The 12,223-nt window shown below is 60.7% G+C and carries 11 protein-coding genes; 7 read left to right on the top strand and 4 right to left on the bottom strand.

From position 1 onward, the window contains the following. The first annotated feature begins 25 nt into the window (after nt 1-25). Nucleotides 26-799, top strand: coding sequence for a CHAD domain-containing protein (locus IOD17_RS10530; RefSeq protein ID WP_233685045.1), 774 nt, complete (start codon nt 26-28; stop codon nt 797-799). 95 nt (nt 800-894) lie between these two features. Further along, nucleotides 895-1,692, top strand: a complete 798-nt coding sequence (locus IOD17_RS10525) for an acyl-CoA thioesterase (RefSeq protein WP_233685044.1) — start codon at nt 895-897, stop codon at nt 1,690-1,692. Nucleotides 1,693-1,740: 48 nt separating this feature from the next. On the opposite strand, the gene IOD17_RS10520 is transcribed toward IOD17_RS10525, so the two are convergent. Continuing rightward, nucleotides 1,741-3,207 carry a methyl-accepting chemotaxis protein gene (locus IOD17_RS10520; protein ID WP_233685043.1) on the bottom strand — a complete coding sequence of 489 codons (1,467 nt, stop codon included), beginning with the start codon at nt 3,205-3,207 and terminating at the stop codon, nt 1,741-1,743. Nucleotides 3,208-3,406: 199 nt separating this feature from the next. Beyond that, nucleotides 3,407-4,222 (bottom strand): TatD family hydrolase, encoded by an 816-nt coding sequence (locus IOD17_RS10515; RefSeq protein ID WP_233685042.1) that lies wholly within the window; start codon nt 4,220-4,222, stop codon nt 3,407-3,409. Nucleotides 4,223-4,459: 237 nt separating this feature from the next. Here IOD17_RS10515 and IOD17_RS10510 point away from each other — a divergent pair, with 237 nt between their 5' ends. Then, nucleotides 4,460-5,845, top strand: coding sequence for a transglycosylase SLT domain-containing protein (locus tag IOD17_RS10510; RefSeq protein ID WP_233685041.1), 1,386 nt, complete (start codon nt 4,460-4,462; stop codon nt 5,843-5,845). A 126-nt stretch (nt 5,846-5,971) separates the two neighbouring features. Then, nucleotides 5,972-6,406 carry a DoxX family protein gene (locus IOD17_RS10505; RefSeq protein ID WP_233685040.1) on the top strand — a complete coding sequence of 145 codons (435 nt, stop codon included), beginning with the start codon at nt 5,972-5,974 and terminating at the stop codon, nt 6,404-6,406. 53 nt (nt 6,407-6,459) lie between these two features. On the opposite strand, the gene IOD17_RS10500 is transcribed toward IOD17_RS10505, so the two are convergent. Both IOD17_RS10500 and IOD17_RS10495 read right to left on the bottom strand, forming a co-directional pair. Continuing rightward, complete coding sequence (locus tag IOD17_RS10500; RefSeq protein ID WP_233685039.1) at nt 6,460-7,479, bottom strand: lipase secretion chaperone; 1,020 nt, start codon at nt 7,477-7,479, stop codon at nt 6,460-6,462. Nucleotides 7,480-7,555: 76 nt separating this feature from the next. Next, entirely contained in the window at nt 7,556-8,500 is a 945-nt protein-coding gene (locus tag IOD17_RS10495) for a triacylglycerol lipase (protein ID WP_233685038.1), read from the bottom strand. Nucleotides 8,501-9,038: 538 nt separating this feature from the next. On the opposite strand from IOD17_RS10495, the gene IOD17_RS10490 reads away from it, so the two are divergent. From IOD17_RS10490 to IOD17_RS10480, 3 genes are all read left to right on the top strand, one after another. Then, nucleotides 9,039-9,347, top strand: a complete 309-nt coding sequence (locus tag IOD17_RS10490) for a class I SAM-dependent methyltransferase (RefSeq protein ID WP_233685037.1) — start codon at nt 9,039-9,041, stop codon at nt 9,345-9,347. A gap of 74 nt (nt 9,348-9,421) precedes the next feature. Further along, on the top strand, nt 9,422-10,909 hold the full coding sequence (gene pap / locus IOD17_RS10485) for a polyphosphate:AMP phosphotransferase (protein WP_233685036.1): 1,488 nt from the start codon (nt 9,422-9,424) through the stop codon (nt 10,907-10,909). A gap of 111 nt (nt 10,910-11,020) precedes the next feature. Next, nucleotides 11,021-12,205 (top strand): thiolase family protein, encoded by a 1,185-nt coding sequence (locus IOD17_RS10480; RefSeq protein ID WP_233685035.1) that lies wholly within the window; start codon nt 11,021-11,023, stop codon nt 12,203-12,205. Nucleotides 12,206-12,223 lie beyond the last annotated feature (18 nt).

Genomic DNA, 12,223 nt, shown 5'->3' with positions numbered 1-12,223 from the left:
GGGATCAATTTCACAGGAGTGATGTATGCATGGCTTGAGCGAAAAGGTCCAAGGGCATGTGCTGCGCATTCAGGTGCGTCTGTTTGCCTGCCGCGAGCGCTTGCTGGCAGGTACTGACGGTGAGGCCTTGCATGATCTGCGCATTGCCTTGCGCCAGCTGCGCAGCCTGTTAAGGCCGCTCACCGCGATTCCTGCCTGTGCCGACCTGCAGCAGCGGGCGGCAGAGCTGGGGCGCCTGAGTGGCCCGCTGCGTGACCTTGAGGTGCTGCAGGGCCATTTGCGCCAGCAAGGGCTTGGCAGTGCCGCCCAGGCCCGTCAGCCATTATTGCAGCAGGGCTATGCGCAACTGCTGGAGAGTGCGGCGCTGCAACAGTTGCTCAGCGCTCTTGACCTCTGGCTGCAGCACTGGCGGGAAGAGGCTGACAACGAGCAGCAGCGCAGTCTGCAGAAGCTGATCAGCAAGCGCCTGCGCAAGGACCGTCAGCGGCTGAGCCAGGCCCTGCTTGATCCCGCCCATGACCGCCACCGTCTGCGTTTGTTGGTCAAGCGGCTGCGCTACGCCACTGAGGCGTATCCGCAGTTAAGCGGCCTGCCTGGGTCGTCTGCCGCTGCGCTCAAGCAGGCGCAGTCGGCGTTGGGTGATTGGCATGATCACTGGCAGTGGTTGTTGCGGGCTGAGGCTGAGAGCGATCTGCTGCCCTGTGTGCCCGCCTGGCGGGCGGCCATGCAGCAGGCAGAACAGCAGGCTGACCAGACCTTGCAGGTTCTGACTATAGAGTTTGTGTCTTCTTCGAGATGATTTGGCAGAAAAGTCGTTAGTTTGGCAGAAATATCGTTCCATTGGTTGCAGGCTTTGCCCTAAGATCACCGACATCTTGGGTGTGCGAGGTGGTTATGGGTTTTTCTGAATTGCTTCAGGCTGTGCGTGACAATCCACTGGCCGTGTCGATCCCGGCGCAGTGGGGGCAGGGCCGCGCCAGTTTTGGTGGGCTGGTGGCCGCGCTGGTGTATGAAGCGATGCGTGCCCAGGTGCCGAGTGGACGACCGCCGCGTTCCCTGGCCATCACGTTTGTTGGCCCGGCGGCGCCGGATATGCCGGTGCGCTTTGAAGTGGAAGTGCTGCGCGAAGGTAAGGCGGTCAGTCAGGTGCTTGGCCGTGCGGTGCAGGATGGCCAGGTGGTGACCATTGTCCAGGGCAGTTTCGGTGCCGGGCGTGAGTCGCGCATCGCGGTTGCGGCGGAGCCAGCCCCGCAGGCCACGTCAGTGGAAGCCTGCCAGGAGCTGCCGTATATCCCCAATGTCACCCCAGAGTTCACCCGTTACCTGGCCATGCGCTGGGCCTTCGGTGGCATGCCGTTCAGCGGCAATCCATCGCGGGACATGGGCGGTTGGGTGCGTTTGCGTGATCAGGATACGGTCGAAGCGGTCAATGAGGCCCATCTACTGGCCCTGGTCGATGCCTGGCCGCCCGCCGTATTGCCGCACCTGAATGCGCCGGCACCGGGCAGCACGCTGACCTGGACCATCGAGTTCGTCCAGCCTATGACTGCACTGACGACGCAGGACTGGTGCCTGTATCGCGCGCATATCGAGCATGCGCGTGATGGCTACGGTCATGTGGCAGCGGCGATGTGGACAGCCAGCGGTGAGCTGCTGGCGATCAGTCGGCAGACGGTAGCCGTGTTTGGTTAAACGCTGGTTGCTGCCGTTGCCGTGGCAACGGCATAACCTTTTGGCCCGCTAAAGCTTGAGTTGGCGGATGGCCTTGTTCAGTTCGCCGGCCAGGCTGGCCAGGTTGGCGCTGGTCAGCGCCGATTCGCCGGTTTGCCCGACGGTCTGCTCGGTGACATCGCGGATGCGGATCACGGCGCGATTCATTTCTTCAGCCACTTGGCTTTGCTGTTCGGCCGCTACGGCAATCTGGGTGTTGCTTTCGCGCATATGCGCCACGGATTCGGTGATGGCGACCAGCGCCTGACCGGCTTCATCGGCCTGCTTGACGCATTCATCCGCCTTGATCGAACTGTCCTGCATAAAGTCCACGGCATCACGGGTGCCACTTTGCAGGGTATTGATCATCTGGGTGATGAGGTCGGTTGAGTCCTGTACGCGCTTGGCCAGGTTGCGCACTTCGTCAGCCACTACGGCAAAACCTCGGCCCATTTCACCGGCGCGGGCGGCTTCAATCGCCGCGTTGAGGGCGAGCAGGTTGGTCTGTTCGGCAATCCCGTGAATCTCGCTGACCACACCGCCGATTTTCTGGCTGTCGGCGGCCAGTTGTTCGATCATCTGCGCGGTCTGCTGTACGCCACTGGACAGTCCGGAAATCGACAGCGCTACGCGGTTGACCACCTGCTGGCCGCTGCGGGCCAGTTGCTCGGCATTCTTCGACTGGTCGCGGGTATCGGCAGTGTGTTCGGCAATATGGTGCACCGTGGCGGACATCTCGTTGATCGCGGTGGCCGCTTGTTCGGTTTCACTCTGCTGATCGAGCATGCCCTGGCGCACCTCACGCATGCTGCCGGCCATGCGCTCGGCACCTTCATCCAGCTGCGCGGCCGATTGCGCGACGATGCTGACGATACGCTGGTAACCGGCTTGCATGGCATTGAAGGCGCTGGCCATCTGGCCCACTTCATCGCGGCTGTCGAGGGGCACGCGAGCGCTCAGGTCGCCACTTTTCTCCACCTGCAGCATCACGTCCTTGAGGGTGTTGAGGTGGCTTAACAGGAAACGGATCAGCAACTGCGAGGCGGCCAGAAGCAGCAGCATCAACAGGGCGACCACCAGCGCATAGCTGGGCGCGCGGTCAAAGAACACCTCCATCTGACTGGGCGCCTTGGCGGTGACGGCTAGGCGCTGACCATCTTGGCGGGTGATCACCTCGGCGCCGATCAGCCCACCGCTGCCATTGAGTTCGATCCAACCACGGGCATTGGCCAAAGCGCTGCCCTGGTTATCCGGCAGACGTGGGGTCTGCCCGTTGGTAAAACTCAGCAGGTTGTCACCACTGGGCAAGGCCTGCTCTGTCGGCCATTGGCTGAGCAGGCGGGCCTGCTGCTGGGCGGCGAGTTTGGCCGCGTCATGACGGGCCTGATGCTCCAGATTGATGGCGTAGAGCACCAGCAGCAGGGTGGTGAAGAAGGCTACGGCGTTGACGGCCCAGAATTTGTACTTCAGGGAAAGATCGCTAATCCAGTGACTCATGCACATCTCTTCCTTGTGGAGGTTAGTGGCCATTGCAGGTTGGCTTGGGCTTATCGAGGCGTGTCGATAAGCCTGTTATCGGCGCAAAGTGCTTCAGGTTTAGGCACAAGGCGGCAAAGCCTTAGGCAAAGTGCCATCAGTATCAAGCAACGCCAACCCAGTGCATTGATCCTCATCAATATGCTTTGAGTCAGGCCAATTATTGAGCACTCTCCAGGTGGGGCAGGTTGAAGAAAGCCTGTGCCGCCGCGCTGGTGTGGGCCGCCAGTATCTGCTCGGTTTCCCCACGGTGCAGGGCCACCTCGCGCAGCACTTCCAGGAGAAAGGCCGGCTCGTTGCGGCCGTTCTTCGGTTTTGGGCGCAGGCTGCGTGGCAGCAGGAAGGGCGCATCACTTTCCAGCATCAGGCGGCCGCGCGGAATTTCCCTGACCAGCGGATGCAGGTGGCTACCGCGCCGCTCATCGCAGATCCAGCCGGTGATGCCGATATGCAGGTCCAGATCCAGGTAGCTGAACAGCGCACGCTTCTCCCCGGTAAAACAGTGCACCACGGCAGCTGGCAGCTGATCCCGGTAGTGGCGCAGGATTGCCAGCAGGCGCTCGTCGGCATCGCGCTCATGCAGGAACACCGGTAGCTGCAACTCAACGGCCAGGGCCAGTTGCTGTTCCAGTACTTGTTCCTGCTGTGGTCTGGGGGAAAAGTCACGGTTGAAGTCCAGGCCACATTCACCGACGGCGCGGACTCGGGCGTCACCCAGCAGGGCCTTGAGTTCGGCATAGCTGTCACTGTTCCAGCTGCTGGCGTCGTGAGGGTGGATGCCGGCGGTACTGAACAAATGTGTGCCGCCGTCATCCAACTGCCGGCACAGCGCCAGGGCATGACGGCTTTCGTCGAGGCTGGTGCCGGTCAGCAGCATCTGCTGCACGCCTGCCGCATAGGCACGGGTGAGGAGTGCTTCGCGTTGTTCGGCAAAGCTTGGGTGGGTCAGATTGACGCCGATGTCGATGAGTTGCATGGTGCTACCTGTTGGATTGACCGGGCAGCATAGCAGAGCTTTTTTATCGATTTAAAAATCTAGCTAATACATATAGTTAGATCGTATTCGTGATGTTGTGTGTAATAACTGGCTGGCGTCCCTGGGCGGGCTGTGCGAACCTCCGCGCCCCGCGCGAGCGGTCAGTTGTATGCCGCCTGGCAGATTTGTCTGGGTTTGCTGGATTGATCTGTTGGCCATTTATGCCCTGGAGCCTTGATGCTGCGAGTGCTGCTCACCTGCTGCCTATTGCTGCTATCGTGCACAGCGGTGGCGCGTGTGGCTGGCCCGCTGGAAGTCGAGCAACCCAAGGCCGCCCGTGACCTGGCAAGCATTCGCAGCAGTGGTGAGTTGCGCGTGCTGGTCAATCAGAGCCGTAACAGCTCGGGTGAAGTCAAAGGTCAGAGTATCGGCGTCGAATACCACCGCCTGCGAGCTTTTGAGCAGTATCTCAATCGCAATTCGCGCGATGCCCGCAGCCTCAAGCTGAAACTGATTCCACGGGCCAAGGACCAGTTACTGGCCGCTTTGCAGCGTGGTGAAGGCGATCTGGTCGCGCCCGGTGAACTCCTTAACATGCCGCGTGGCAGCAAGCTCAGCGCCAGTGCGGCAATTCGCCAGGATGTGCCGCTGATCATCGTTGCCCGTCAGGGCAATCGACGTTACCAAAACCTTGAGCAACTTTCCGGGCGCAGCCTGGCACTGCCCGCCGGCAGCGTGGCTGGCGAGGCGATTCGCCAGCTTAATCAGAGACTGATCGACAGCAAGCGCTCGCCGATCATCATCGAATGGGTCGATCCGACCCTGGCCGTTGAAGATGTGCTGGAGATGGTCCAGGCCGGGATCTTCAGTGTGACTGCCGTCGAGCAGCCGATTGCCGAGCGCTGGGCCAAGGTGATGCCCAAGCTGCGCCTGGATCGCCATCTGCAATTGTCCAAGGACGGCGACATGCGTTGGTATGTGCGGCGTGATACGCCGATGCTTGGCGCCAGCATCGACCGCTTCCTCAAGGGCTATAACGACCCGGCAGATCTGGATGCCGTGTTCCAGCGGGTGTATCGGCGCCTGTACAAGGTGCATTACCCGCTTGGGCGCACTGAGCGTCAGCGTCTGGAGAAAGTCCGCCCAGTCCTGCAGCGCTACGCCGCCCAGCATGATTTTGATTGGTTGGCACTGGCCGCACTGGCCTTCAAGGAATCCACCCTCAATCCGGCGGCCCGCGGTGCCAGTGGCGCCACGGGGCTGATGCAGATCACCCCGGCGGCGGCGCGCAGTGTGGGCGTAAGCAACATAGCCGTGCTGGATAACAACGTGCAGGCCAGCGCCAAGTACCTGGCGATGATTCGCCGCAACTACTTCAACAGCCCGCAGCTCAATGAGCGTGAGCGCATGGCTTTTATCCTGGCCGGCTATAACCTGGGCCCGCAACGGGTACAGGGCTTGCGAGCGGAAGCGCGCCGGCGTGGCCTGAACCCCAATCAGTGGTTCTTTCAGGTGGAGCGGGTGGCGATGGAGCAGATGGGCATGGGCGTGGTCAGCTATGTGAATAGCGTGAATAAGTACTACCTTGCTTATGACCGTGAACGCTATCTGTTGGAGCCTTAGCGCGCAGGTTGAGAGTGCTGATCTATTGGTTTATTCGATATTTTATAGCGATTTTATCGGCTTTTAATATTGGTTAATTGGTTTAGTCTTCACGCCATCAACTCCCCACAACAAGGACTGCTGCACATGAACGCTCTGATCAAATCTGTTGTTGCAACTCAAGCAGGCTACGGCCTGACCGTCCTGCGCATCATCGCCGGCATCACCTTTGCCGCTCACGGTGCACAAAAGCTGTTCGGCTGGTTTGGTGGTTACGGCCTGGAAGGCGTTGGCCAGTGGATGGAAAGCATCGGCCTGGCACCGGGTTATCTGCTGGCGCTGATGGCCGGTAGTGCCGAGTTCTTTGGTGGTATTGCCCTGATCATCGGCCTGCTGGCACGTCCGGCGGCGGCAGTCCTGGCGGTGACCATGGTGGTGGCAATTGTCACGGTGCACCTGGCCAACGGCTTCTTTATGAGCAACAACGGTTATGAGTTTGCCCTGGCACTCTTGGCGATCAGCGTAGCGATCCTGATTGAAGGTGCTGGCAAGCTGTCGCTGGATAAGCGTATCGCCGGCTGACATAGCCACGATGCAGTCAGCAAAAAGCCCACTTCGGTGGGCTTTTTGACATTTCAGGGCTGCGGTTTTTCCTGCGCCGCCAACTGCTCGGCGGCTTCCAGACGCAGGCGTTCACGTTCATCGAAGTTTTCCGTGGCCAGCTGGGTAATCGCCACGCGCTTGTCACTGGCACTCATGCCGGTGTTGTTCTCGATTGCAGCTTTGTCGATGCGGTACTGGGCGATACGTTTCTTCCAAGTCTGCCGCTGTTGATCCAGTACTTCCAGGCGTTGGGTGGCTTCAGCGCCGACCAGTTGCTGGCGCAGTTGGCGGATCTGCTCCGGTTTGGCGCCGGACGCCTGCAATTGCGCGGTCTGCTGGCGCAGCTCGTTCTGCAGTTGCGGTAACACGGCATCCTGCATCTCGGCGGGCAGACTGTTGCGCAGCTGGTCGACGGCGGCAGCCTTGCCGGCATCATCCAGCTGGCTGTCGTGCAGGATAGCCAGGCGTTGTAGGGTGAACTGGTTATAGGCCTCTTCGCGGGCGAAAAACGCTTGTTGCGTTTCACTGTCGAAGATCCGCGCGCGCAGGGCCTGTACCGCCGCCTCGCGTTGGCGCAGGGCATCCAGGTTGGCCATCTGCGGCAGGTCACGTTCGAGCAGGACCAGCTCGCGTTTGTAATCGAGGTATTGATTGAGCAGAACCAGCGCCTGTTCGCGGGCATTGGCCGGCAGTTGTGCGGCGATATAGGCACGCAGCCGCTCCACGCTGGCGCGCAGCGGTTCTTCGCCGACGGCGGCGAGGAAGTAATCGAAGATCCGCCTGATGTCTTCGCTGATCAGCAGGTTGCCGTCAGCATCCAGACGAAAAATGCCGTCTACGCTGGTGCCACTGAAGGAGGCGGGCAGGCTTTTGAGCGGTTCAATGGCCTTGCTTGCAGTGGCCTGAATTGCAGTGCTGGGTGTTTGCAGCGGTTGTGTGACGACGCTGGGATTGTCGTTGAGTGGCGTGGCGATATCCGTAGGTTGCAGGTACAGCGCCAGAGCCAGGCCGCCGGCGAACAGCAGTGGGGACAGCAACAAAAGTTTTTTCACGGGCAGTCTTCAGGTAATGGCAAGCGGGGTGTTGCGCAGATGAACCAGGGGCTGCAAGCAGCCCCTGGTTATTTCATTACAAACCGTCGTTTTTCAGGCGGTTGGCGTGCTGGCGATAGACCGTGACCGGGTCGGTTTCGAACAGGCTGGTCAGCCCAAGGGTCTGGTTGACTTCATCAAGGTGGTTCATCCGGTAGTTATCGCGGATCACTTTGCCCATGCGTGAGCTGCAGCGGCCGACCAGGCCGTCGTTGGCTTCACCCTTGAAGGTCAGGGCAGTGGCGCCGAGCAGCAGGTCGCTGGGGTCGATGATATTGGTCACCGGGCTGGTGCCGCTCCAGGAGTAGTAGCGCACGCCATTCACACTGTAGGCCCCTTCACCGCAGGCGGTGGTGGGAATGCCCTGCGGGAATTTGGCATTGAAGCGCGCCGCGCCTTGGCTGTTGAGCGACTCCAGGGAGCCGAGGGCGTTTTGCGGGCTGGTGCTGGAGCTGCCGGAGAGGAAGTTGATCAGCGTGCCGAGGCCGTTGACGATGCCGGCCAGCAGGGTTTCACCGGCCGAGCCTGGTGGCACCTGGCGGATAAAATCGGCTGTAGCCGAGCCCTTGTGCGGTGCGCCGACGCTGGTGGCCGAGGCAATCAGGCTCGGTTTGACGGCCGCAACGTAACGGATGGTCGGGCCACCATGGCTGTGGCCGATCAGGTTGACCTTGGGCTTACCACTGATGGCGACGATCTCTTCCACTTGGGCCAGCAGCTCTTCGCCGCGGGCTTCCGAGGTATTCAGTTGGCTGACTTCGGTGACATACACACTGGCGCCGTCGCGGCGCAGTGCAGCAGGGATGCCGTACCAGTAGTCGACGCCCAGGATGCTGTCGAAGCCGAGCATACCGTGGGCCAGTACCACTGGGTACTTGGTTTGGGTGTAGCCAGAGGAGCCGAACCAGAAGGCGTGGGTGTTGCCAGAGGCCAGCAAGCCGGCGCCCAGGCAGAGGGCGAGCAGGGTTTTATTGTTGTTCATTGGTGCTCTCGCTAGGGTTTATCGGGCAGTTCAAGGCAGTCCATGCAGCCAAAACGCCCATCCCGTGGCGCGTACTTCAGCCCCAAGGCAATGGCAGAAAGCATGCCAGGCTCGCACAAAGCACGGGCAAGGCTCTGCCACGGGCCTTGCGCCTGATCGGTTGCGCGCCTGCCGTCAGCAATCTGCTGGGCGGTTGTTACGGGCTGAAACGGCAACGCCTTGCTGGCAGGCCTCAAATGCCAGGTTGAGACATCGCGCTACACCTGCTTATTCAGTCTCAGGCAGGCGGTTTATCGGTGTGGCCAATCAAAGGTTGGGGTGGTGGTTGGGCGCGTCGCTGCCTTGAAGTTTTACGCGTGCTTCTCTAGGATGCCAACCCATGCGCCGATTTAAACAGCTACTTGCGGGGCGCCGGGTTACCTGCTGATTGCAGCGCCCTGAGAAGCACTCTTCGGAGGCTTTGAAATTCCGCTAAAGCGCTGGTTCGGTGTCGCCTCTCACCGCTGCCCAGCGGACTCAATGAGGCGGAGACATATCGATGCACTGTCCCCAACCGCTTATTCGCCTGGCCCCGATCACATCCGGGCTGACTCTGCGCAACCCAAAAATCCTGCTTGGCGGCAACCACCAGCCGACCCTGCTGCGCTACCTCGATGGTTGGCCCAAACGCTGGGCGGGGCCGCGAACCTTTCTGATCAACTTCGTCCACGATGGTGAGTCGCTGGCGCGGTTTGCCAGCAACCACTTCGATATGGCGGTGATCCAGGCACCAACGGCTGCGCAACTGGATGAAACCGTGCGTCAGCTGACGCGGGTGGCCAGGCAAGGGCTGATCACCCGGCGCTGAGTGAGCCCTGTAATGCTTGGCCAAAGCCCCTGTTGATCCGCTAGGCTCCACGCATACTGTCAGGGAGTGGGCCCATGTTCGAATCCGCCGAGATCGGTCGCAGCATCGATAAAGAAACCTACGAGGCCGAGGCCCCAGCACTGCGTGAAGCGCTGCTGGAGGCACAGTACGAATTGCAGCAGCAAGGGCGTTTTGCCGTACTTGTGCTGATCAATGGCATTGAAGGGGCCGGCAAGGGCGAGACGGTCAAGCTGCTCAATGAGTGGATGGATGCGCGGCTGATTCAGGTCAACACCTTTGATCAGCAGACCGATGAAGAGCTGGCGCGGCCGCCGGCCTGGCGCTACTGGCGGCAATTGCCACCCAAGGGGCGCATCGGCATCTTCTTCGGTAACTGGTACAGCCAGATGTTGCAGGGGCGGGTGCATGGGCGGATCAAAAATGCTGTGCTCGACCAAGCCATCGACACCACCCTGGGGCTGGAGCGCATGCTCTGCGATGAAGGCACGCTGATCTTCAAGTTCTGGTTTCACCTGTCCAAGCAACAGATGAAGGCGCGCCTCAAGGCCTTGCGCGACGACCCGCTTCACAGCTGGCGGATCAGCCCGCTGGACTGGCAGCAGTCGAAGACCTACGACAAGTTTGTGCGCGTCGGTGAGCGCGTACTGCGCCGCACCAGCCGCGATTACGCGCCTTGGTACGTGGTGGAGGGCGTAGATGAGTATTACCGCAGCCTGACGGTCGGTCGCATCCTGCTCGATGGCCTGCAGGCGGCGCTGAAGGCCAAGACCCGCCCCGTGCCCCATCCGCATGCTGCACCGCTGACTTCCAGCCTGGATGAACGTGGGCTGATCGACAGCCTGGATATGACCCAGGCATTGGACAAGGACAGCTACAACGAGCAACTGGTAATCGAGCAGGCACGCTTGTCCAGTCTGATGCGCGACAAGCGCATGCGCCGCCACTCGCTGATTGCAGTGTTCGAAGGCAATGACGCGGCAGGCAAGGGTGGGGCGATTCGCCGGGTGATCGGCGCGCTCGATCCTCGGCAGTACCGCATTGTCCCGGTTGCTGCACCGACCGAGGAAGAGCGCGCACAGCCTTACCTGTGGCGCTTCTGGCGGCATATTCCACCGCGCGGCAAGTTCACTGTGTTCGACCGCTCCTGGTATGGCCGGGTGCTGGTGGAGCGGGTCGAGGGCTTTTGCAGCACCGGCGACTGGCTACGTGCTTATGGCGAGATCAATGACTTTGAAGAGCAACTTAGCGAAGCCGGCGTGGTGCTGGTGAAGTTCTGGCTGGCAATTGATCCGCAGACCCAGTTGGAGCGGTTCAAGGCCCGCGAACAAATCCCCTTTAAACGCTTTAAGATCACCGAAGAAGACTGGCGCAACCGTGATAAGTGGCCGCTGTACCGCGATGCGGTGGGCGATATGGTCGACCGCACCAGCACCGAGATCGCCCCCTGGACGCTGGTGGAGGCCAATGACAAGCGCTTTGCCCGGATCAAGGTCTTGCGCACCATCAATGAGGCGCTTGAGGCCGCATTTGCCAAAAACTGAATACGGGCCGCGGGATGGTCGCGCATACGGCTGATGAATGATTGTCGCCGATAGAGATTATCTGGCTTTATTCTCGGTCTATCTTCAACCCCAATAGCAATGAGGTGCGGCATGCGTGAAGTGGTGATCGTTGACAGCGTACGGACTGGTTTGGCCAAGTCCTTCCGTGGCAAGTTCAATCTGACCCGTCCAGACGACATGGCGGCCCATTGCGTCAATGCCCTGCTGGCACGCACCGGTATCGACCCGGCGCTGGTGGATGACTGCATCGTTGGTGCTGGCTCCAACGAAGGTGCCCAGGGCATGAACATTGGCCGCAACGTGGCTGTGCTATCCGGTCTGGGCACCAACGTCGCGGGCATGACCCTCAACCGTTTCTGCTCCTCGGGCCTGCAGGCCATTGCGATTGCTGCCAACCAGGTGGCATCGGGCTGCAGCGATGTGATTGTGGCGGGCGGCGTCGAGTCGATCACCATGACCCTGAAAAGCATGAACACGCAGAACCTGTTCAACCCGGTGCTGCAGAAAGACCTGCCGGGTATCTACTACCCCATGGGCCAGACCGCAGAGATCGTTGCGCGTCGTTACAACGTCAGCCGCGAAGCCCAGGATGCTTATGCCCTGCAGAGCCAGCAGCGCACCGCGCGGGCCCAGGCCGAAGGCTTGTTTGACGATGAAATCGTGCCGATGAACGTCAAGTATCAGGTTGAAGACAAGGCCACGGGCGAGAAGCGCATCGTTGACGGCGTGGTCGGCCATGACGACTGCAACCGTGCCGACACCACCCTGGAAAGCCTGGCGGCGCTCAAGCCGGTGTTTGCCGACGACGGTTCGGTCACCGCTGGCAATGCTTCGCAGCTGTCTGACGGCGCCTCGATGACCCTGGTGATGAGTCTGGAAAAAGCCATCGAACTGGGCCTCAAGCCGCTGGCCTTCTTCCGGGGTTTTGTCGCCGCTGGCTGTGAGCCGGATGAAATGGGTATTGGTCCGGTGTTCTCGGTGCCCAAGCTGCTCAAGGCCAAAGGCCTGAGCGTTGCCGATATCGACCTGTGGGAGTTGAACGAAGCCTTTGCTTCGCAGTGCCTGTATGCCCGCGACCGCTTGGAAATCGACAACGAAAAGTACAACGTCAATGGCGGTTCGATTTCCATCGGCCACCCGTTCGGCATGACCGGTTCGCGCCAGGTCGGCCACTTGGTGCGTGAGCTGCAACGGCGCAAGCTGCGTTATGGCATCGTCACCATGTGTGTGGGGGGCGGCATGGGCGCAACCGGGCTGTTTGAAGCGGTGCGCTAATCGTCCCGCGCTAAATTA

The sequence above is a fragment of the Pseudomonas anguilliseptica genome (assembly GCF_021375795.1).
Classification (GTDB): Bacteria; Pseudomonadota; Gammaproteobacteria; order Pseudomonadales; family Pseudomonadaceae; genus Aquipseudomonas; species Aquipseudomonas anguilliseptica_A.
The sequence above is the reverse complement of the archived record's forward strand: the minus strand, read 5'-3'. Positions and strand labels throughout refer to the sequence as shown.

What these genes read in the sequence shown, in the direction of transcription:
- IOD17_RS10530 (WP_233685045.1), top strand. Translation starts at nt 26, where the DNA reads ATGCATGGCTTGAGCGAAAAGGTCCAAGGGCATGTGCTGCGCATTCAG.
- IOD17_RS10525 (WP_233685044.1), top strand. Translation starts at nt 895, where the DNA reads ATGGGTTTTTCTGAATTGCTTCAGGCTGTGCGTGACAATCCACTGGCC.
- IOD17_RS10520 (WP_233685043.1), bottom strand. Translation starts at nt 3,207, where the DNA reads ATGAGTCACTGGATTAGCGATCTTTCCCTGAAGTACAAATTCTGGGCC.
- IOD17_RS10515 (WP_233685042.1), bottom strand. Translation starts at nt 4,222, where the DNA reads ATGCAACTCATCGACATCGGCGTCAATCTGACCCACCCAAGCTTTGCC.
- IOD17_RS10510 (WP_233685041.1), top strand. Translation starts at nt 4,460, where the DNA reads ATGCTGCGAGTGCTGCTCACCTGCTGCCTATTGCTGCTATCGTGCACA.
- IOD17_RS10505 (WP_233685040.1), top strand. Translation starts at nt 5,972, where the DNA reads ATGAACGCTCTGATCAAATCTGTTGTTGCAACTCAAGCAGGCTACGGC.
- IOD17_RS10495 (WP_233685038.1), bottom strand. Translation starts at nt 8,500, where the DNA reads ATGAACAACAATAAAACCCTGCTCGCCCTCTGCCTGGGCGCCGGCTTG.
- IOD17_RS10490 (WP_233685037.1), top strand. Translation starts at nt 9,039, where the DNA reads ATGCACTGTCCCCAACCGCTTATTCGCCTGGCCCCGATCACATCCGGG.
- pap (WP_233685036.1), top strand. Translation starts at nt 9,422, where the DNA reads ATGTTCGAATCCGCCGAGATCGGTCGCAGCATCGATAAAGAAACCTAC.
- IOD17_RS10480 (WP_233685035.1), top strand. Translation starts at nt 11,021, where the DNA reads ATGCGTGAAGTGGTGATCGTTGACAGCGTACGGACTGGTTTGGCCAAG.